18 protein-coding genes, 1 tRNA gene and 1 pseudogene are annotated in these 21,352 nt (G+C 52.4%); 2 read left to right on the top strand and 18 right to left on the bottom strand.

Annotated features, from left to right (window positions below; genetic code table 11):
• Positions 1–7: 7 nt before the first annotated feature.
• The 3 genes from B9Z44_RS12260 to B9Z44_RS12250 all read right to left on the bottom strand — a co-directional run bounded on the left by B9Z44_RS12260 (position 8) and on the right by B9Z44_RS12250 (position 6,259).
• Entirely contained in the window at positions 8–2,992 is a 2,985-nt protein-coding gene (locus B9Z44_RS12260; RefSeq protein WP_108402558.1) for a DEAD/DEAH box helicase family protein, read from the bottom strand.
• The gene (locus B9Z44_RS12255) at positions 2,989–5,070 is read right to left on the bottom strand and encodes a site-specific DNA-methyltransferase (RefSeq protein WP_211308707.1); all 2,082 of its coding nucleotides are present in this window, start codon (positions 5,068–5,070) and stop codon (positions 2,989–2,991) included. The genes B9Z44_RS12260 and B9Z44_RS12255 overlap by 4 nt, the downstream gene beginning before the upstream one ends.
• A gap of 59 nt (positions 5,071–5,129) precedes the next feature.
• A protein-coding gene (locus B9Z44_RS12250; protein ID WP_369910052.1) for an IS3 family transposase occupies positions 5,130–6,259 on the bottom strand; the annotation gives its coding sequence in 2 pieces (ribosomal slippage) (positions 5,130–5,998 and positions 5,998–6,259; 1,131 coding nt in all).
• A gap of 314 nt (positions 6,260–6,573) precedes the next feature.
• Here B9Z44_RS12250 and B9Z44_RS12240 point away from each other — a divergent pair.
• Positions 6,574–6,927, top strand: a complete 354-nt coding sequence (locus B9Z44_RS12240) for an XRE family transcriptional regulator (protein ID WP_245912814.1) — start codon at positions 6,574–6,576, stop codon at positions 6,925–6,927.
• Positions 6,928–7,562: 635 nt separating this feature from the next.
• On the opposite strand, the gene B9Z44_RS12235 is transcribed toward B9Z44_RS12240, so the two are convergent.
• The 9 genes from B9Z44_RS12235 to thrS form a co-directional block, all read right to left on the bottom strand.
• A tRNA-Pro gene (locus B9Z44_RS12235) sits at positions 7,563–7,639 on the bottom strand.
• Positions 7,640–7,665: 26 nt separating this feature from the next.
• The gene (locus B9Z44_RS12230; protein ID WP_108358949.1) at positions 7,666–8,127 is read right to left on the bottom strand and encodes a MerR family transcriptional regulator; all 462 of its coding nucleotides are present in this window, start codon (positions 8,125–8,127) and stop codon (positions 7,666–7,668) included.
• Positions 8,128–8,239: 112 nt separating this feature from the next.
• Entirely contained in the window at positions 8,240–8,575 is a 336-nt protein-coding gene (locus tag B9Z44_RS12225; protein ID WP_108358950.1) for an integration host factor subunit alpha, read from the bottom strand.
• 24 nt (positions 8,576–8,599) lie between these two features.
• Positions 8,600–11,026: a phenylalanine--tRNA ligase subunit beta gene (gene pheT / locus B9Z44_RS12220; RefSeq protein ID WP_108402556.1), complete on the bottom strand. Its 2,427-nt coding sequence runs from the start codon at positions 11,024–11,026 to the stop codon at positions 8,600–8,602.
• A gap of 24 nt (positions 11,027–11,050) precedes the next feature.
• Positions 11,051–12,103, bottom strand: a complete 1,053-nt coding sequence (gene pheS / locus B9Z44_RS12215; RefSeq protein ID WP_100134216.1) for a phenylalanine--tRNA ligase subunit alpha — start codon at positions 12,101–12,103, stop codon at positions 11,051–11,053.
• A gap of 87 nt (positions 12,104–12,190) precedes the next feature.
• Complete coding sequence (rplT, locus tag B9Z44_RS12210; RefSeq protein ID WP_108282356.1) at positions 12,191–12,550, bottom strand: 50S ribosomal protein L20; 360 nt, start codon at positions 12,548–12,550, stop codon at positions 12,191–12,193.
• A 26-nt stretch (positions 12,551–12,576) separates the two neighbouring features.
• Positions 12,577–12,780, bottom strand: a complete 204-nt coding sequence (gene rpmI, locus B9Z44_RS12205; protein ID WP_100134218.1) for a 50S ribosomal protein L35 — start codon at positions 12,778–12,780, stop codon at positions 12,577–12,579.
• Positions 12,781–12,867: 87 nt separating this feature from the next.
• Positions 12,868–13,476: a translation initiation factor IF-3 gene (gene infC, locus B9Z44_RS12200; protein WP_108282354.1), complete on the bottom strand. Its 609-nt coding sequence runs from the start codon at positions 13,474–13,476 to the stop codon at positions 12,868–12,870.
• A 67-nt stretch (positions 13,477–13,543) separates the two neighbouring features.
• Positions 13,544–15,451, bottom strand: coding sequence for a threonine--tRNA ligase (gene thrS, locus B9Z44_RS12195; protein ID WP_108402555.1), 1,908 nt, complete (start codon positions 15,449–15,451; stop codon positions 13,544–13,546).
• Between the two features lie 108 nt (positions 15,452–15,559).
• Here thrS and B9Z44_RS12190 point away from each other — a divergent pair, with 108 nt between their 5' ends.
• On the top strand, positions 15,560–15,883 hold the full coding sequence (locus B9Z44_RS12190; RefSeq protein ID WP_108402554.1) for a DUF4156 domain-containing protein: 324 nt from the start codon (positions 15,560–15,562) through the stop codon (positions 15,881–15,883).
• A gap of 101 nt (positions 15,884–15,984) precedes the next feature.
• On the opposite strand, the pseudogene B9Z44_RS12185 reads toward B9Z44_RS12190, so the two are convergent.
• The 6 genes and pseudogenes from B9Z44_RS12185 to aceA form a co-directional block, all read right to left on the bottom strand.
• Positions 15,985–16,215, bottom strand: a pseudogene (locus B9Z44_RS12185) (isocitrate lyase); the annotation flags it as partial.
• 294 nt (positions 16,216–16,509) lie between these two features.
• Positions 16,510–16,695 (bottom strand): YodC family protein, encoded by a 186-nt coding sequence (locus B9Z44_RS12180; protein ID WP_108402553.1) that lies wholly within the window; start codon positions 16,693–16,695, stop codon positions 16,510–16,512.
• Positions 16,688–17,197 carry a hypothetical protein gene (locus tag B9Z44_RS12175; protein ID WP_146180620.1) on the bottom strand — a complete coding sequence of 170 codons (510 nt, stop codon included), beginning with the start codon at positions 17,195–17,197 and terminating at the stop codon, positions 16,688–16,690. Before B9Z44_RS12175 ends, B9Z44_RS12180 begins: the two co-directional genes overlap by 8 nt.
• Positions 17,198–17,233: 36 nt before the next feature.
• A protein-coding gene (locus B9Z44_RS12170) for an IS3 family transposase (protein WP_211308669.1) occupies positions 17,234–18,375 on the bottom strand; the annotation gives its coding sequence in 2 pieces (ribosomal slippage) (positions 17,234–18,129 and positions 18,129–18,375; 1,143 coding nt in all).
• A 196-nt stretch (positions 18,376–18,571) separates the two neighbouring features.
• Complete coding sequence (locus B9Z44_RS15480) at positions 18,572–18,970, bottom strand: site-specific integrase (protein ID WP_108402551.1); 399 nt, start codon at positions 18,968–18,970, stop codon at positions 18,572–18,574.
• 649 nt (positions 18,971–19,619) lie between these two features.
• Positions 19,620–20,951, bottom strand: a complete 1,332-nt coding sequence (gene aceA, locus B9Z44_RS12160; RefSeq protein WP_108358955.1) for an isocitrate lyase — start codon at positions 20,949–20,951, stop codon at positions 19,620–19,622.
• Positions 20,952–21,352: the final 401 nt, after the last annotated feature.

Here is a 21,352-nt window from a genome sequence, read left to right as displayed (position 1 = left end):
ATAAAAATTAAATCAATCGCTCTTGAAGCGAAGCACTTGCGAGGGGGCGTAATCTTGCGTAGTCCAACAACTCGGACAAATGCGCCCCTTTGCCTTGCCATTCGTACAACACGTTTTCGGCCAACAGTACGTAGTGCCAAGGTGGGCCACCCCGCTGTTCTTCGGTTAGGTTGTTAATGCGCTCACACCAAGCCAAAGCAGCTTTAAGCTTACGTTGCACATTAGGGTGAATGGTTTGCTCTTGCCCCTTTGTTTCTACAAGATACACCGCATTTTCAGTACGCACCAAAAAGTCGGGTGAGTAAAAAGCAGGTAAGCCATCGTCTTTTACGTAACGCAGACGTGCAAAGGTATGACGGTTTTCGCTGATTTTGCAGAAAGCTTGGATGTGGCTATCGGCTTGCGCCCAATAAATGAAAGCTTTCTCTAAGCCACCATTGCGCGAAGGCCAGCCTAAGCGTTCATAAATGCATTTGGACACGTCAACTGATGCGCTCTCGCGCACCATCAGCTTGGGTACTTCACTTAGTCGGCGTAAATGCACTTCGGTTTCACCTGTGGTGTGCATTTCTTCTGACTCAAGTAGCCCCACCGCAAACACTTTGGTGATGTGATCCACGACGGGTTGCAGCAGCAACAAGCGCCAGTTTTCATCTTCGAGCGGATTGAACGTGCCTGCAAACAGTTGTGTCCAAACGTAATCGTCAATCCAGCCGGTTAGTTCAGCGGTGTTCACTTGCAAATACGGTTTGGCTAAGTGTGTGGCAATCTTGTTGCCTTTGGGTAAAGGTTCGCTGAGCGCTTGGCTGATACGGCGTGTGAGGCGTGACAAGTAGTCGTTGTAGCCCGACACATTCATCACCGCGCCATCCACTCGATAGTCGCCAAACAAGGTCGACGACTGCAAATCTTGAGAGACGAAGGTATCGCCTTTGCCCAACATTCCTTTGAGCTGTTCAGCCGTCATGGCCGTGAACGATGGCAGTGTAGCAATGTCAATAGCCGTGTGGTCGCGCAGTTCGTCGGACTCTTGCAAGATAAACGGGATACCGAAATCAAACTTTTCAAAATCTTCACACAAATTGGCAGCTATCACGTCACCCGTGCTTGAACCATCATCATCTTCGCCATCATTGCCTGTTGAACCAACCAAACCTTCGCTAATCAATTCGTCATAGAACGATTGAAAGGCAGGGTGTTCAACAATGGTGAGAACATCAAGCAAGCTGGCAGGTTCTTGGCCATTGTTGATATGCTCGCGGTTCTCTTGCTTGATTTCGGTGTACTCAGGGTCACGCCACATCAAGCGTAAGCCTCGGCCAATGGTTTGCTCTAAAAGAATTTGCGCTTGACTAGAGCGCAGCGGCACGATGACGCAAATGTTGTTGACATCAAAACCTTCGCGCAGCATCAACACACTCACGATGACACGCGGTGTGGCGTGCTTGTCCACGCTAAACAAGCGCTCGCGCACGGGTGCCCAATCTTTTTCACCCAACTCGGCTTTTTTGCCTGAGTCAATCGTCATAACATCGTCTGCGTTTAGCCCTTCTTGGTCTTGCAAGAAATCAGCAACCAGCGGCGACACCGTGGTGTCTTCACACACGACCAGCATCTTGGGGTAGCGGTGTGGGTCTATCTTTGCAAAGTCAGCTTCAAGTTTGCGCAGCTTGACCAAGCCAGCGCGCAACATTACGCGTTGGCCTTCGCTCAAACTTGGATTACCTGATTCATCGCGTTCGGCTTTGAACTCTAGCGGCAGTGCGCCAATTTCTTTGCGGCGGTCCAATACCAACGACTTGACCAAACCTGCGCGCATGGCGCTTTTCAGATCGAAGTCGGTGATGATGTGTGGAAAGTAAACCTTACGCTTATTTTTGCCTGCGCCAACATCGTTGTAAGGCGTGGCTGAAAAGTCCACCTGCACAAAGCGACGGCCCTTGGTCTCGGCAATGCGTGTCAGACTTTTTTGCCATTCCACCTCGGTGGTTTCACCTTCGCGCTTGAACTCGTGGATGTGATGCGCTTCATCGTTGAACACCATCAATTCCGGCAACTGCGCCAAGAAGTCAAGCACGTTGCCGCGCGCATAGCGACGGTCTAACACTTCAAGACTGTTACCTGTGGCGCGCCCCGGTGTTAAAGGTAATACGCCAGCCACCACCGCCTGCGGGTCGAGTGGTGCACCCAGTGTTTCAACTTCTTCAATATCTTCGGCGATATCCCCCTCGGCCAATAAATGCCAATTGGTAATGGCAATCATGCCATTACCTGTGGCTTTAAGGCCAATCTCTGTCTTGCTGCATACATTGCCGCGTACAAAGCCAAACACTATTTCGCGATGCGCTTCTGGAATAAACAAGTCGGCAAATTTGGCCATATCGGACGTGGCGAAATCACGCGAGCCTTGGCTGCCTGCCACGAGCTTCCCGCAAAACGCATCAAGCAAACGCTCGTAAACAATCAAGCCGGGAGCCACAACCATGAACTGGCGTGTAAAACGTACATCGTCGATACCCTCGGCAAGAGCTACCGTTTTGTTGAGCAACTGCCAAATCATCAGCGCTTGCATGACCCATGTTTTGCCTGTGCCTGTGGCCATCTTCAAACAATACTTAGGGTGACCGTGCTTGGGTGCGGAGACCTCTTCCATACGCGTACCAGTTAGCAGCGAATTAGGCGCAGCTTCTTGATACAAGTTCAACAGCGACCATTTTTTAGAACTAGCACCCAAAACCTCGTGCGCCACGATTGCGTTCAAGATGGCTTGCTTTTGCCCTGCATGAAAGTTCAGACCTCGACCTTCACCACCTCGGGCCATCACCATGTCTTCACCAAACCACCACGTCAATAAATCAGCCGTGGTGGGCGTGACCAATTCCAAAATATCAGCAGCGCCCGACTCAAGGCCCAAACACAACTGCTGCGTTTTAGCTGTCAGCCCTATGGAGAGGGCGAGCTGGTCTTCGGCCTTCTTAGCGGTGGTGCTCATGCGGCCCCCACGGTTGTGACAACTTCGGCTTCAAAACCAAACACGTCCACGACGCGAACGCAAACTTTGCGCGTGACCTTGGTCGGCGTGCTGACCTCTGCCTTGGTGACAACTCGCAAAACGTCGGCATCGTTTGCGGTGTTGCCACGGTAGTCTTGCCACACTGAACGGAAGACCTTTCCGTCGTAGTCAGGGTCTACGGCCCAATACTCAATCAGTGCCAAAGGTTCTTGGTTGGCCACTTGTTGCAAGGCTTGGCGGTTGGCATCGTCAAGGTTGATGGCCTCGGGTGAGAGCAGTACATAGTTTTTAAGCTGAATCGTCAGCACATCTTGTACGTCTTCTTTTTTGACTTGGACGGGTTCGATGGTCAGGTATTGCAGCGAAGAGAAGCGCACTTGACCGCGCAGTTTGTCGATGCCACCTTTCTTTTTCAAACGGTCCATCAAGTCTGGCGGGATGACCAACACCTCAAGGCGTGAATCATTCAATGCAGTGATGGTTTCGCCAATCGATGGCTCAAAGTTCCAACCCAACACCACCACTCGGTCCCAGCCGCCCATAAGGTTATCGCGCTGAGCGATGGCCTTTTTGAGCGTCGCCATGCCGGTGAGTTTGTTGGGCGAATCAGCCAACACTAAGGTTTTGCTGCCACGGCCCGCGCCCAATGCGATGCCTGATATTTGTCCCAAGTTTCGCTGAGGATTTGAATCGGCTGGCAATGGAAGAGCGCCATAAAGCGATAGAACAATTTGCGATAAATCACCAATTCGGAAGTCTCGGCCGAGCGTGGCTTTGGCTGCTTCTACTTGGTAGTCGCCTATGGCTTGGTACAAGAATGGTTTGGCGTCTTGATCAATTAGACGCTTTCTCATAATCATGCAAGAAGGCTTTCCAAGGTCCGTAGTTACCCAACGACGACCTAGCTTTTCCGACACCGACGCAGTGGTACCCGAACCACCAAAGAAATCTGCAACAAGATCATTCTTGTTCGATGATGAGGCAATAAATCTTTCGATTAACTTCACAGGTTTTTGGGTGTCGTAATCCGTCCCTGAATCTCCGCCAATGTCGGTCCATATTGATTGCAATTCAACACCGGGTAAATCGTCAACGTATTGTTTTACGTTTGGTCGACCTTTACCTTCTCTTGCCCAAACGATCCTTCCTTGAGCCTCAAGTTCATCAAGCGCAAGCAACGTGTTTTGAGTTGCTTCTTGCGAAAGCAAATGTTTTAAATAACCGGGTATTGCCCAGTGACGTCCTTTACCAATCGTCCCCGGATCTATTCCTCTCCAATTTGAACCAGACATCCCAGCGGACTTACCAGGTGCAGTTAAGGGGCTTTCTCTCCAGAGTCTTCCGTCCTCATCTTGATTACGGAACATTTGTTCAACATAGTCTTTTGTGTAAGGCGTGTGTTGCTGATTCCAATGGGCGGCTTTATCTTTCGTATAAAAGTAAATCGCATCATGAACATGGTTGTAATAAGAGCTCCCACCTCTAGATGTGGTTCGCTTCCAAATTATTTCGTTCTGATGGTTATTTTTTCCGAATACTTCATCTAAAAGTATCTTGACGTAATGACCTACATGCCAATCTAAATGCACATAAATAGATCCCGTATCAGCCAACAGCTCTCTCATTAAAACTAAACGGGGCATGATCATTGCCAAATACGAAGCAGTGCCGTCGCTCCACGTATCTGAGTAAGCAAACTGCTCAATGACAGTCGGCTTTTGTTCAATTTCAACACCGGGTAGCGTGACCTTAGTTCGATAGTCAGCTTTTGAGTCAAACGGCGGGTCGATGTAGATCAAATCGACTTTTCCGCGCAGGCTAGGCGTGTTTTCATCACCAGCTAATAGCGCAGCCATAGCCATTAAGTTATCGCCATAAATCAATCGATTGGCCCAGGGGGTAGATTCAGGCGCTGCGCCAAGGGTTGACTGGGCGTTGTCAACCAAGCTGGCTTGTCCGGGGGCAAACACTTCACGTTGACTGGCTTTGTTTTGGCTATTAATCCAATCCTCGGCTTTGGTGTCGCGAGCAGGTAAAACAACCTCGCGTGTTTGCAAGCTGTGACCTGCCCCCTCTGGCCGTACCAATCAATCGGAAGTAGTCCAAGGGTTCAAGGTTAATCCAAAACTTGAGGGTTGAGATTTGCAGCGGCATTGGTTTGAATCCTTTGCTGCTGCGCGAACTGAGCCGGTGGAATCCGGCCCAGGCTGCTGTGGGGCCTGACTTCGTTGTAGTCCTGGCGCCAATCGGCAATGCACTGCCTGGCTTGGGGCAAGCTCAAGAACCACTGCTCGTTCAAGCATTCATCTCGAAACTTGCCGTTGAAACTCTCGATGTAGCCGTTTTGCATCGGCCTGCCCGGCTGGGTCAAGATGTGCCGCACGCCATGTGCTGTGGCCCAAGCCATAAAGGCCCGGCTTGTGAACTCTGGACCGTTGTCCGTTCTCACGGCCAGTGGGTAGCCTCTGAAGGTGGCCGCTTGGTCGAGCAAGCGTGTCACGTATTGCCCCGAGATCCCGTAGTCCACGGCAATGTCCACGCACTCGTGGCTGAAGTCATCGGCCACAGTCAGGCACTTGATGCGCCTGCCATTGGACAAGCTGTCCGAGACGAAATCCATGCTCCAAACATCGTTGACCTTTTGCGCCAGTTGCAAGGGCACCCGCTCACACGGTGGGCGCTTGGCCTTCTTGCGCCTTCTTACGGCCAAGTTGGCATCTTTGTACAAGCGGTAGATCCGCTTGTGGTTGACGCCCGGAAACTCCGGGCGCAGCAGATCGTGGATGCGGCGGTAGCCAAATCTTCGGCGTACGTGGGCAATGTCCACGATACGTTCGCCCAGCGCCTGCGTGAGCGCATCACGCTTAGGCGGGTGGCGAAAACTGTCTCGGCTTAGCCCCACAAGGCAGCACGCGTGGCGCTCAGACAGAAGATGGGTCTGGATCATCTGGGTGATGGCCTCGCGTTTGACCTGCGGGGCTAGCGCTTTACGCCGAAGACGCTTTTGAGCGCATGGATGTCCAGGTGCGCTTCGGCCAGCAGTTTCTTGAGCTTGTTGTTCTCAGCTTCCAGGTCGCGCAGCTTGGCCGCATCGGAGGCTTCCATGCCGCCAAAGCGCGAGCGCCACTTGTAAAAGGTCGGCTGGCTAAAGCCGCCAGAGCGGCAAATGTCCTTGATGGACATGCCTGCTTCAGCTTGCTTGAGGAATCCGATGATCTGCTCGTCGGTAAATCGTGTGGTCTTCATATCCGCCATTCTCCAAAATTAGCGAACTTAGTTCCATCGATTTGGTACGGCTCAGAGGGGGCAGGTCAGCTGATGCGTTGTCGACTCTCGATGCCCTCTAAGATTTTTTCGGCTTGCTTACGACCATTGGCCACTATTTCAGGAAGTTGTTCTAAAAGGGATTTAGCCATGCATGCGTCTCAACAAGTTGTTGATAAAGATTTCAACAGATTGTTGTAATGATACTCAACAGCTATTTGAGAAAAACATCAACAGGTTTGTAACTTGTTGAAATGAACGAAAAAATTGAATTCACCAAGCGTTTGAGAGCCGCCATGACTCAAGCAGGCTACGTTGCTAGCCCGTCAGTGTTGGAGCATGAGTTCAATTTGCGCTGGCCCGGCAAATCCATCAGCAATCAAGCTGCGTGGGGTTGGTTGAACAACCGCTCAATTCCAATGCAAGACAAGATGCAAGTACTAGCGGAATGGTTAAAAGTTGAACCAGAAGTTTTGCGTTTTGGAGAGGTTGTACGCAAGTCTGTTCAGTCACACAAACAGAGATGGACGACAGGCATTGGTTTTCAGGAACGAGAAACTTTGGAAGAGTTTCTCGCCTTATCTGCGCCAAATAGGAAAGTGGTCAGGGAAGTGATTGCCGCCTTCACCAAAGCCGAGCACGCAAACTGAAACTGTCTGCGTGCTAGCACCCGAGACCTAGAGGCTCAAGGGCACCCCCTCGTATCTCGCTGGGCAACCCACCCCTCAGGGGTGTCCATTGACATTGTGACAATGTCTGATGTGAGTGGCTTGTTAGTGTTAGTTGGTTTTTGTAGTGGCTAATTGAAATCCCGAAACCTAGGCTAGCCGCTTGAATTAAATCCATAAGCAACGATGTCCTTAATCGCGGACACAGGCATGCAAGCAAACTCTGACCCTGAGCGAACCCAGTGGGTTCCAAGTGGGTTCCAAGTGGGATCTCACTCGGCTATTCCCCTTACATTGGGATTCCATTCCAACTCGTTGCTACTTTCAGCAAACAAACTAAGCATCTACGCCTGCACAGGCCCCATACCTAGAGGCTCAAGGCACCCCCATGTATCTCGCTGGGCAGCCCACCCGTCATTGGGCGGAGCATTGACACAGTGACAAGTCTGATGTGTTCACATTGCTAGATTTTGAGGGAAGTTACGAAGCGACATCGACTGCCATTAGCTAGTGCCCTTGCTGATGAGGAAAATTTCGGTTTACCCCTTGGTTTACCCCTCAGCCCCAGAAATGACAAAAGGGTTAGCAACTACTACGCTGCTAACCCTCGTCATTCTTGGTCGGTGTGAAAGGATTCGAACCTTCGACCCCTTGCACCCCATGCAAGTGCGCTACCAGGCTGCGCCACACACCGAATCAGGCTGAAATTATAACGCCTACTCAGTGCTGCTCAGAGAGCAGGTCGCGAATTTGTGTGAGTTCTTTGCGTAAGGTTTGCAGCGCTTCATCGCTGCTACTCAAGGCGAGTGGTGGCAACTCGTGTGTATCGTCTGCGTCGACATCCAAGTCGTCCTCAAACCCATCGTCATCGGGCAAATCCACATCAATCAACTCACCGCCTACGCGGCGGCGTTCGCGCTCGGATTGCACCAGCTCTTGCAACTTGTTGCGCGCACCGGTGATGGTGAAACCTTGGTCATACAAGAGGTCGCGGATGCGGCGAATCATCAGCACTTCATGGCGCTGGTAATAGCGGCGATTGCCGCGACGCTTCATGGGACGCAGCTGCGTGAATTCCTGCTCCCAATAGCGCAGCACGTGCGGCTTGACGCCGCACAACTCGCTCACTTCACCAATGGTGAAGTAGCGTTTGGCTGGAATGGGGGGGAGGGATTTCTCCATGAAAATCAGTAGCTTGTAAACGGGACCGCAGAGGTTACACGAAGAACAGCCCTGAATCACAGGGTGCGACAGTTTTGATAAAAAAAAGAGGTCTACTCGGCCTCTTTTTCAATCAGTTGTCAACTTTGGGATTACTGACGCCCTGTATTTGTTCTTTCAATTTGTGACTCGCATGGAAAGTCACTGCACGTCGTGCCTCAATTGGAATCGCTTCCCCTGTGCGTGGGTTGCGGCCAGGCCGCGGTGCCTTGGTGCGAATCTGAAAATTGCCGAAGCTTGAAATTTTCACATCGGTGCCATCGACCAAGCTTTGTGCGATGAGGTCAAAGAAGGCATCAATCATGTCTTTGGACTCACGCTTGTTCAGACCAATTTGTTCAAACAACAAATCAGCCAACTGCGCTTTGGTCAGCGCGGGCGTTTCTAAGCTCTCAAAAGAAAGTTCCATACGGTTCTCTTTAACGTGTGAGCATCAAGCGCGCAAACGCGCAGACACTTGGGCGGCCAACTCGGCCAGCACAGCTTGCACCACGCCTTCGATTTGCGCTTCGTTCAAGGTGGCTTCGTCGCTGTTGAGTGTGAGGCGAACGGCCAAGCTCTTCTCGTCCATCGCCATGGCAGCACTTTCTGACTTGGGGCGATACACATCAAACAACACGGCATTGCGCAGCAAGCCTTGTGTTTTGGCAGCGTGTACCGCAGCCATCAACTGGGCGTGCGTGACGCTTTCTTTGACGATGACCGCAATATCGCGCTCGACGTTGGGGAACTTGGCCACACCAGTGGACTTAGGTACATCACGATGCAACACGGCATCGAGTGAGAGTTCAAACATCACGGGCGCTTGGGTCAGCTCCCAGCTTTGTCGCCAGCGTGGATGCAACTCGCCCACATGGCCCACGGCTTGCCCATTGACCAAGACCTTGGCACAACGACCGGGGTGCATAGCGGGATGCTCAGCCGCTTCAAACTGCGGGACAGCGGGGGCCAACAAAGCTTCCACATCGGCTTTCACGTCGAAGAAGTCTGCAGCTTGTTCTTTGGTACCCCATTGCAAAGGTGCAGCGCTGCCAAAGGCAATGCCTGCCACGTGCATGGGTTGGTCAAAGCCTTGCACGGTGGTGTCTGTGTTTTGCACCGAGGCGTCTTTGTGGAACACGCGACCAATTTCAAACACGCGCACGCGTGAGGCCTTGCGGTCCACGTTGAACTTCACCACGCTGAGCAAGGAGCCCAACAAGGTGGAGCGCATCACGCTCATTTGGCTGGCGATGGGGTTGAGCAGCTTGATGGGGTTGGCGTTGCCTGCCAACTCGTGTTCCCAACGCTCATCCACAAAGCTGTAGTTGATGGTTTCTTGATAGCCCAAGTCGGCCAAGTGATGGCGCAAGGCGTGCGGGCTGCGTTGCGCCTCTTTGCACACACTGGCCGTGATGGGTGCCAAAGGTGGTGTGGTGGGCAGGTTGTTGTAACCCACCATGCGCGCCACTTCTTCGATCAGGTCTTCTTCGATTTGTAAATCGAAACGGAACGATGGGGGCTGCACGGTGACGACACCCTCGCCTTCTGTCACGGGCAAGCCCAAGCCACGCAAAGCATCCGCCACGCGTTGCTGGGTCAGCGGCATGCCAATGACTTTTTCAGCACGCGCCACGCGCAACGTGACAGGCTTGGCCACCGGCATGTTCACGCGTTGGTCGTCAATCGGGCCCACGGTCGTGTTGGGCGTGCCGCAAATGTCAATCACCAATTGCGTGATGCGCTCGATGTGCTCCACCGTCAACTCGGGGTCGACACCACGCTCAAAGCGGTGGCCCGCATCGGTGCTGAAGTTGAAGCGGCGTGAGCGGCCGGCGATCGCTGAGGGCCACCAGAAAGCAGCTTCGATGTAAATGTTTTGCGTGTCATCGTTCACGGCAGTGGCATCGCCACCCATGATGCCGGCGAGTGATTCGACTTGATGCGCATCAGCGATGACACCCACTTTCTCGTCCACGGTCACGGTGTTGCCATTCAAGAGTTTGAGCTGCTCACCGGATTTGCCCCAACGCACATCCAAGCCACCTTGAATTTTGTCGAGGTCGAAAATGTGCGATGGACGGCCCAGCTCGAACATCACGTAGTTGGAGATGTCGACCAAGGGGCTCACGCTGCGTTGGCCGCAACGGGCCAAGTGGTTCACCATCCATGCAGGCGTTTGCGCTTGGGTATTCACACCGCGCACCACGCGGCCAGAGAAACGGCCACACAAATCGGGGGCGCTGATTTTCACAGCCAAGGTGTCTTGGTTGGTCGCAGCAACGCTTGGGAATGTGGGGGCCTTCAAAGGCGCACCTGTGAGGGCAGAAACTTCGCGGGCAATGCCATAGACGCTCAAGCAATGCGCCAAGTTAGGCGTGAGCTTCAACGTCATCAAGGTGTCGTCGAGGTTCAAATACTCGCGGATGTTTTGACCCAACGGTGCATCGGCTGGCAACTCAAGCAAACCGCCGTTGTCATCGGCAATTTTGAGTTCTTTGGCCGAGCACAACATGCCTTGGCTTTCCACGCCACGCAGTTTGCCCACTTTGATTTTGAAGGGCTTGCCATCTTCGCCTGGAGGCAACTCTGCGCCCACGGTGGCGCACGGAATTTTGATGCCCACACGTGCATTGGGTGCGCCGCAGACGATGTTGAGCAAAGCGCCCTGCCCCACGTCCACTTGGCAAATGCGCAAGCGGTCAGCGTCGGGGTGCTGCACGGCTTCTTTGATTTCACCGACGACGATGCCTGTGAAAGGCGGCGCGACGGGTTGGAGTTCTTCCACTTCCAAACCGGCCATGGTCAAGGTGTCGGCCAGTTCTTGTGTAGTGAGTGAGGGGTTGCAGAATTCGCGCAACCAGGATTCGGGGAATTGCATGATGAATCTCGTGTGTGCGTGAAATTATTGGAACTGGCTCAAGAAGCGAATGTCGCCATCGAAGAACAAGCGCAAGTCGTTCACGCCGTAACGCAGCATGGTGAAACGGTCCATGCCCATGCCAAAGGCAAAGCCGATGAAACGTTCAGGGTCGAGGCCCATGTTGCGCACCACGTTCGGATGCACTTGGCCTGAGCCCCCCACTTCGAGCCAACGGCCCGCCAAAGCACCGCTTTGGAATTGGATGTCAATCTCAGCGCTGGGCTCGGTGAATGGGAAGAAGCTGGGGCGGAAGCGCAGCACCAAATCGTCGCTCTCAAAATAGGTGCGGCAGAAATCGGTGATGACCACTTTGAGGTCTTTGAAACTCACGTTCTCGCCAATCCACAAGCCTTCGCATTGGTGGAACATGGGCGAATGCGTGGCATCGCTGTCCACACGGTAGGTGCGGCCTGGGGCGATGACGCGAATTTCGGGCATGCCTTGACCGGCATCCAAACGCGCTTGGTAGCGCTTGACGTGTTGCACGGCGTGGCGCACTTGCATGGGGCTGGTGTGTGTGCGCAGCAAATTGGGCGCTTCGGCGCTGCCACCTTCCACATAGAAGGTGTCGTGCATGGAGCGTGCGGGGTGGTCTTCAGGCGTGTTGAGCGCGGTGAAATTGAACCAGTCGGTTTCGATCTCTGGACCTTGGGCCACTTCAAAACCCATCGAGCCAAAAATGGCTTCGACGCGTTCGAGCGTGATGGTCACGGGGTGCAAACCGCCAGCCATGCGAGCGCGACCGGGCAAGGTCACGTCGAGGGCTTCGGCTTTGAGTTGGGTCTCGAGCTCGGCATCAGCCAAAGCTTGGCGGCGGGCCGTGAGGGCAGCTTCAATCGCTTGCTTGGCCACGTTGATGGCGGCACCGGTCGATTTCTTTTCTTCGACGCTCAAGGCGGCCATGCCCTTCATCATCTCGGTGATGCGGCCTGACTTGCCCAAGAACTGGGCTTTGGCGTTTTCAAGATCAGCCGGTGTGGTGCTTTGCGCAAACAGGGCCTGGGCACTGGCGACCAGAGAGTCCAACTCGTTCATAAGAATTCGGGGAGAGGAGAAAACAAAAAAGGGATTGAAGCTGTGTAGCCCCAACCCCTTTACTCGTGGGTGGTTAACCCTTGGCTATCAAGCGGCCAATTTGGCTTTGACTTGATTCACGATGCTGGTAAAAGCAGCCATGTCGTGAACGGCCAAGTCGGCCAACATCTTGCGGTCGATTTCGATCGCTGCCTTTTTCAGGCCGTTGGCGAATTGGCTGTATGTCAGACCGCATTGACGTGCGGCAGCATTGATACGAGCGATCCACAGCTGACGGAACACGCGCTTTTTAGTGCGGCGGTCGCGGTAAGCATATTGACCAGCCTTCATCACCGCTTGTTTAGCGATGCGGAAGACGTTACCGCGGCGACCGCGGAAACCTTTGGCTAAAGCCAGAACTTTTTTGTGACGGGCACGGGCCGTAACACCACGTTTAACGCGAGGCATATTTTTTCTCCTTGTTCGTCAGTTAATTACAGGCCGCACTTGGGCAGCATTTGCGCCATGTGACCCATGTTGGTCTCATGCACAGCCACTGAACCACGGAGGTGACGCTTGTTTTTGGTCGTCTTCTTGGTCAAGATGTGACGTTTGAAGGCTTGACCGCGTTTAACGGTACCGCCTGGACGAACGCGGAAGCGCTTTTTAGCGCTGCTTTTGGTCTTCATTTTGGGCATTTAGATGCTCCTTTATTTGTGCTCGTGAGGCGCCTGCACACCGATGTGCAGTCTTGGAAGCCCCGAGACACTAATTTGCGTCGCCTTTTATGCAGACGCTGCCGGAGCAGCTTCTGCAGCGGGTTTGGCGGCGCCACCCGATTTCTTCTTACCAGGCGCGATCATCATGATCATCTGACGCCCTTCGAGTTTGGGGAACTGCTCAACAACGATCAGGTCCGCCAACTCATCACGGATACGCTGCAACAGCGCCATACCGATTTCTTGGTGCGTGATCTCGCGGCCACGAAAGCGCAGCGTGATCTTGCATTTGTCACCGTCATCTAAGAAGCGCTTGATGTTGCGCATCTTGATGTTGTAGTCACCATCATCGGTACCGGGACGGAACTTGATTTCCTTGACCTCGATGACCTTTTGCTTGGACTTCGCTTCAGCAGCCTTCTTTTGCTCTTGGTACTTGAACTTACCGTAGTCCATCAAACGGCACACCGGCGGCACAGCCGTGGCGGCAATTTCAACCAAGTCAACGTCGATCTCACCGGCCATGCGCAAGGCATCAGCCAAGCTCACGATACCGAGGGGTTCGTTGTCAGGACCTGAAAGGCGGACTTCCGGGGCCATGATTTCCCGGTTAAGGCGGTGTTTGCGTTCCTCGCGCTGGCGGCGGTCGCGAAATTCTGTAGCGATGGTGACTATCCTTAAAAATCAAAAACAAACCGACACACGTGTGCGACGCACAACTCTTGGCAATTTCTCAATGAAATCAGCTTTTGAGAGCGATGTCGGAGGCGATCTTTTGAGAGAAGGCTTCGAGGGACATCACACCGAGGTCTTGGTTGCCTCGGGCGCGCACTGCGACGGCGCCAGCTTCCTTCTCTTTGTCGCCTACGACCAAGATGTAGGGAAGCTTTTGCATTGAATGCTCACGTATTTTATACGTGATTTTCTCGTTGCGCAGATCTAAATCGACCCTAAGCCCTTGATTTCGCAGCGTTTTCGCAACTTCTTTGCAATATTCAGCCTGTGAATCGGTGATATTGAGCACCGCAACTTGGGTGGGCGCCAGCCAAGTGGGCAAGGCGCCAGCGTGCTGCTCGATCAAAATTCCGATGAAACGCTCCATACTGCCCACGATCGCGCGGTGCAAGATAACGGGACGTTGGCGTGAGCCGTCTTCCGCTGTGTACTCGGCGTCCAAGCGCTCGGACAGGTTGAAGTCGACCTGAATCGTGCCGCATTGCCACTCACGGCCAATCGCGTCTTTGAGCGTGTATTCGATCTTGGGGCCATAGAAAGCGCCATCGCCTTCGGAGATGACGTACTCGCAACCGGCCGCGGTCAAGCTGTCCATCAAGGCCTTTTCGGCCTTGTCCCACAAGTCGTCCGAGCCAATGCGAGCTTCGGGGCGTGTGGACACTTTGTACAAGATGTCGGTGAAACCGAAGTCTTCGTACACCTTCTTGAGCACCTTGGTGAAGGTGTCGCACTCAGGCAAGATTTGGTCTTCGGTACAGAAAATATGACCGTCGTCTTGCGTGAAGCCGCGCACACGCATGATGCCGTGCAGGCCACCCGATGGCTCGTTGCGGTGGCATTGGCCAAACTCACCGTAGCGCAGTGGCAGGTCACGGTAGCTCTTGATGCCTTGCTTGAAGATCAAGATGTGGCCGGGGCAATTCATCGGCTTCAAAGCATAGTCACGCTTTTCAGACTCGGTGGTGAACATGTTGTCTCGGTACTTGTCCCAGTGACCCGTTTTTTCCCACAGCGACTTGTCAATGATTTGTGGGCCTTTGACTTCGAAGTAATCGTTGTCGCGGTACACCTGACGCATGTATTGCTCAATGGTTTGCCACACAGTCCAACCCTTGGGGTGCCAGAACACCAAACCAGGGGCGTGTTCGTCGATGTGAAACAAGTCAAGTTCACGGCCCAGCTTGCGGTGGTCGCGCTTCTCAGCCTCTTCGAGGCGCTTGAGATACAGCTGCAAATCGTCTTTGCTGGCCCAAGCCGTGCCGTAAATGCGTTGCAGCATTTCGTTTTTGTGGTCACCGCGCCAGTAGGCGCCCGCCACTTTCATCAGCTTGAAATGCTTGAGCTTGCCGGTGCTTGGCACGTGCGGGCCGCGGCACAAATCTTCAAAAGCGCCTTCGCGGTACAAGCTCACGTCTTCGTTGCTCGGAATGCTGGCAATGATTTCGGCTTTGTAATGCTCGCCCAAACCTTTGAAATAAGCCACGGCTTCGTCGCGTGGCAACACGCGGCGCACCACGGCCTCGTCTTTGTTAGCCAACTCGGTCATGCGCTTTTCAATGGCCACCAAGTCCTCGGGCGTGAAGCCACGTGTGAACGAGAAGTCGTAGAAAAAGCCGTCGTCAATGACGGGGCCAATGGTCACTTGCGCTTCTGGGTACAGCTCTTTCACCGCATAGGCCAACAAGTGGGCGGTGGAGTGACGGATCACCTCCAAGCCTTCGGCATCTTTGGCCGTGATGATCGCCAAACTCGCATTACTGTTCATCGTGAAGCTGGTATCCACCACCTTGCCATCGACCTTGCCAGCCAAAGCGGCCTTGGCCAAGCCTGCGCCAATCGACGCAGCCACTTCGGCCACGGTCACGGGGCCTGGAAATTCACGTTGCGAACCGTCGGGGAGAGTAATCTGAACCATGTGTATTTAATTTAAATCGCAGTAAAACACTGATTTTACGCCCCTCGCGATGGGCACTCAGGGCATGGGTATCATCAAAAACAAAGCCACATCACAAGCGATAACGCCATGAATCCATACATTGCAGCAGCCTGCATGAGTACCGCCCTTCTCACGGGCTGTGCAAATACTTTTCTAAAACCTGCAGAAGGCTCGGAGCGCGTACTGTTGATGAAAACAAGTCAAGTCACGACTTGCAGACCATTGGGCAAGGTCAACGTCAGCGTCGTCACCAAAGTCGGCATCTACAACCGTGACGCCAATGCCGTGGAAGCCAACTTGCTGCAGCTTGGTCAAAACAATGCCATTGAACTAGGTGGCGACACACTGGTGAAAGACGCAACGCCTGAATTCGGGAAGCAGGTATTTGCGGTCTACAAGTGCAAGCGCTGATCAGCCAAATAAAAAACCACCCAACGCTCGCGCGTTGAGTGGTCTCAAACCTTGTTCAATCCAAGAGACAGCCCTTTCAGGCCATCTCTCAATTGAAGAGCTTAGTGGAACTGCTCTTCTTCAGTAGAACCTGTCAAAGCCTTCACAGAAGATGAACCGCCTTGGATCACAGTGGTCACGTCGTCGAAGTAGCCTGCGCCCACTTCTTGTTGGTGTGACACGAAGGTGTAACCCTTGTCGCGTGCTGCGAATTCAGGCTCTTGCACCATGTTGACGTAGTGCTTCATGCCTTCGCCGTTGGCGTATGCATTGGCAAACTGGAATGTGTTGAATCTTCGGAGCCAGTTGAAAAATCCAAAGATTTCATAGAGTTAGGCCAAAAATGGGGGCGCTAAAAATGCACCACCCACCGACCTCCCAAAGTCACATCAGAAACTGAGCTGAATTTTCTTATCACCCACGCCAAGCTCCTTATGAGTAAGCCTCCCACCAAATCCCCATCACTGGCAGATGGGCACCTATCGGTAGAGGTGGAGGGGAAAATTATCAACGTTTTTGTCACGCTGCTCTGAATTGCCTTGAAGACATCCGCCTCTACTTTTCAGTTAGGAAAGATCCGCAAAATGTTAGCGCTCATAAAGCGCAAGAGTGCGTGGATCAAAAACGTCCTCCACTCGCTTAGCGCCGTCAAACCAGACGCAAAGCAGCCCAGGGTTAGGCCCCGTAGGCGAATAATCATCTTGTTTGTGAACGGTCATCAAAGGGCCTCCGCTCTTTAATTGAACAACTGCACCAATTTCAAAATTACTCATTTCCGATCTCCTCTGAAGATATCTGAACATACAACGAATCCAATATCGCAAGCAATGTTTGCTCTCGAACTTCCAACTCTTTAACTTGAACGCGACGAGGATCGCTCCCAGGAAGATTCAGCATTTTGAAACGCGACAGTTCAACTCTGTAGTGCTCTAGTAACGCATTTGTAGTGGTCAAGCGTGCCGATTGCAATGCAGCTTCTGCTTGAGCCCTCAAAGCTATCTCTGATTGCTCTTGTGCCTTTGCAGTGCGTTGCAGTTCAAGCCTGGTTAGTTCAAGCTCTTTGCGCTGAAGCGAAAGTTCTTCCCTTTGCAAAAAAACGGTGTAAATAAGACCAGCAAAGGCCAATCCCGAGAAGAGCGCATTCACTACGCCAAATACATCTCCAAATTGCCCACGAGTGGCCCAATCAGGGAAAGCTTGGTAAACGCCAAAACCAATAAGCGCTTGTAATCCAACAATCAATAATGGGATCAAAAATAACAATGAACGATGCACTGGTTCTTGGCATTCCCCCAAACCTCTAGACACTTTTCATAGCGCAGTTTGACGCTGCCGCTCGAACTCATAGGGGCTGAGTTGATCGAGGTGCTTATGGCGTCGAACTCGATTGTAGAAACCCTCGATGTAATCGAAGATGTCCGACTTAGCTTCAGCCCGAGTTTGGTAAATCCGCTTCTTGATTTGTTCGCTCTTCAAATTACTGAAGAACGATTCAGCAACCGCGTTATCCCAGCAGTTGCCTCGACGGCTCATGCTCGGGCTCAGTCGGTTGTCTTTGCACCAGCGGTTGAACTCATCGCTGCCAAATTGGCTACCCTGGTCAGAATGGATGATCACTGAGTCCTTTGGCCTTCTGCGCCACACCGCCATCGTCAATGCATCCAGCACCAAGCTCGTCTGCATGCGTGGGCCCATACTCCATCCCACCACCGCACGCGAATGCAAATCTAGTACAGCCGCCAAATACAGCCACCCTTCATGTGTGCGGATATACGTGATGTCCGTCACCCAAGCTTGGTCGGGTTCGTCGTGTTGGAACTGGCGCTGCAACTGGTTGGGCGCAACCAATGAAGGCTTGCCCACTTTGTACCTAGGGCGTTTGTAGCCTCGAACTGATTTGATTTGAGCCACACGCATCAGCCGCGCCACACGGTTTTCGCTACAAGCCACGCCAGCTTCACGCAGGTCACAGAAGATGCGCGGACTGCCGTAGATGCCCATGCTCTGGTCGTAGAACTCTTTGATCTTTGCCGTCAACACCTCATTGGCTCTTGCCCTTGCTGAGAGCGGCTCATGCAGCCAAGCGTAGTAGCCGCTGCGGTGAACTTTGAGAACGCGGCACATGCTGGTGAGTTTGAATTCGGATCGGTGGGCTTGAATAAATGCGTACTTCACCCGGACTGCTTTGCAAAGTACGCGGCGGCCTTTTTTAGGATATCGCGCTCCTCGGTAGTGCGTCTTAGCTCAGCCTTGAGCTTGGCCATCTCGGCTTGCAGCACCTTTAGATCGTTGGTAGATGGTTCATCAGCCTTTTTGAACTTACTGACCCACGTGTACAGAACACCTTCAGCAATGCCTAGTCGCTTGGCTACATCGACAACCGAGTGGCCTTTATCGATGACTTGTTTGACTGCCTCGTCTTTGAACTCAGGGGCATATTTCGCTCGTTGCATTTGCAATTCTCCATTTCAGTTTTGACATCATATTTGTCTACTGATTTGGGGGAATGCCATCTGTCATAAAAGGCTACTTTTTAAAATACTTACATTTTTACCAATATTGTGACGGGCGAGTTCAACTTAACACCCAGCCCACCTGCGAACAAGTGAGCCGGGGTTTCCTAACTGGCTAATCCGACAGCGTCCCAGTTCACATCAATAGCTTGAGCCACCGAATCAGCCGCAGCCGAAAGCGTCTCTTGCGATAGATGCGAAAGCGCTCTGTGTTCTTGAGCGACGCATGCCCCAGCGCTCGACTCACAACATAGATGCTCGTTCCCGAGTTCACTAGGTTGCTTGCATAGGTGTGGCGAAGATCATGCAGTCGAACATTTGGAAGCCCTACCCTCTGCCTAACGTTGTTCCAACTGAAATAGATGTTGGTGAAAGGCTTGAGGGTTTGGGGATTCACAAACACAAATGGACAACCAGCAATGCGTGGCACCCTCTCAAGGATCGATATAGCGGCACCAGACAGAGGCACGAATCGTGACTTGCCTGACTTGCTCAGGGGGTACACGAAGAGTTTGCCGCTCAAAGCTACTCCCATCGAGCCTCCAAGATCTCCCTCTTACGTGCCTCGGTGAGAAGCAGCAAAGGGATGATGTATTTCAGCTATTGGTTGTCACTGCCATCAATCACCCAACAAAAATCATCCAACGCCTGCGCGCTGAGCGGCCTCAACCCTGTTGAGCCTTTTTGTGCCGCCTACTGATACGGTCCATTTTTATCTTGCGTACACACAACCGCCATCACAGACAGCTAAGCCAGCTGGGTTTATTCTCGCACCACCGCCAGGCACTCTAGAACACAGACTACGCCCCAATTCATCCGTTACACACTGCCCGGGCCCCGTTACTACTCGGCCACTCTCATTGACTACTGCCCCTGCCCCTGGAGTTCTTCCACAAACAACGATTCCAAATTCATTTTTTGCGCAATGTCCTTGACCGAAGACACTCCCAACAGCCGCCGTAAAAATTAAAGTTATAAATAAATTTTTCATAGATGGTTACCTTCGATATATGTATTCGAATCATGATTTTAGTTATCTGGCCTTGTTTGAGTATTTATCTATCGTATGGACCGCCACGCCACATCCAAAAATTACCCAATAAAAAACCACCCAACGCTCTCACGCTGAGTGGTCTCAACAAACCAAGAGACAGCCCTCTCAGGCTATCTCTCACTTGAAGTGCTTAGTGGAACTGCTCTTCTTCCGTAGAACCTGTGAGGGCTTTCACAGAAGATGAACCGCCTTGGATCACAGTCGTCACGTCGTCGAAGTAGCCTGCGCCCACTTCTTGTTGGTGTGACACGAAGGTGTAACCCTTGTCGCGTGCTGCGAATTCAGGCTCTTGCACCATGTTGACGTAGTGCTTCATGCCTTCGCCGTTGGCGTATGCATTGGCGAACTGGAAGGTGTTGTACCAGTTGATGTGGATACCAGCCAAGGTGATGAACTGGTACTTGTAGCCCAAAGCCGACAAGTCTTCTTGGAACGACGCAATTTGGCTGTCGTTGAGGTTTTTCTTCCAGTTGAAAGAAGGTGAGCAGTTGTAAGACAACAGCTTGCCTGGGCACGCAGCGTGAACCGCTTGTGCGAATTCACGAGCGAAGCCAATGTCTGGCACGCCTGTTTCGCACCACACCAAGTCAGCGTAGGGAGCGTAAGCAACGCCGCGGCTGATGGCTTGTTCCAAACCGTTTTTAACGCGGTAAAAACCTTCTTGCGTGCGCTCGCCGGTCAAGAAAGGCTTGTCGTTGGCGTCGTGGTCAGAGGTGATCAAGTTAGCCGCTTCAGCATCGGTACGGGCCAACACGATGGTGGATGTACCCATGACGTCAGCCGCGAAACGTGCAGAGATCAATTTCTCGCAAGCTTCTTGTGTTGGCACCAACACTTTGCCGCCCATGTGACCGCATTTCTTCACAGCCGCCAATTGGTCTTCGAAGTGAACGCCAGCTGCACCTGAGGCAATCATGTTCTTCATCAATTCGAACGCGTTCAACACGCCGCCGAAACCGGCTTCAGCGTCAGCCACGATGGGCAAGAAGTAGTCGATGAATTCTTTGTCGCCTGGGTTGATGCCACGGCCCCATTGAATTTCGTCAGCACGCTTGAACGTGTTGTTGATGCGGCGAACCATGGTGGGCACAGAGTCATACGCGTAGAGCGATTGGTCTGGATACATGGTCTCTGACGTGTTGCCGTCAGCAGCCACTTGCCAGCCTGACAAATACACAGCTTCCAAACCCGCTTTGGCTTGTTGCATGGCTTGACCAGCAGAGATCGCGCCGAATGCGTTGACGTAGCCCTTCTTGGCACCGCCGTTGACTTTTTCCCAGAGCTTTTCAGCACCGCGCTTAGCGAGTGTGTGTTCGATAGGCATGCTGCCGCGCAGACGCACAACGTCTGCAGCAGAGTACCCACGCTTCACGCCTTTCCAGCGTGGGTTGGTGGCCCAGTCTTTTTCGAGAGCGGCAATTTGTTGTTCGCGGCTGAGTTGTTCGTTCAGTGATTGAGGCATGGTTCACTCCAGAAAGTTAAGTTGTTGACGATGGATCAACTATAAGTCTTCTATAAGAGTTGAATCACCTCTTATGTCTTATATAAGAATTTATTTATTTTCAATTAAAACAACAGGTTACAAAACATATTCTGAATTATGAAATTCAATTTCTCATATCAAGAAAAATTATTGCAGTGCAGCAAGTTAATTCACCGCAATGTGAAATGTATTTTCAGCATTAAGGCGATGTGCCTCTCGATCACAAATAAGGCGTGCGAGCGCATCAACTCGGTGCGCAGCAAAGCACACTCACAAAAAACAACATTCTCGAGAGAAAAAAGTCGTTTTAAGCTTGGAAAGACGTGCGTTCTCAATTAGCATCCGCAATGGCTTAGAGCGATATCTCTAAGGCTTGAAAA

Origin of the sequence: Limnohabitans curvus (assembly GCF_003063475.1) — a bacterium.
Taxonomy (GTDB): Bacteria; Pseudomonadota; Gammaproteobacteria; order Burkholderiales; family Burkholderiaceae_C; genus Limnohabitans; species Limnohabitans curvus.
Note: the sequence above shows the minus strand (reverse complement) of the source record. Positions and strands in the feature narration are given on the sequence as shown.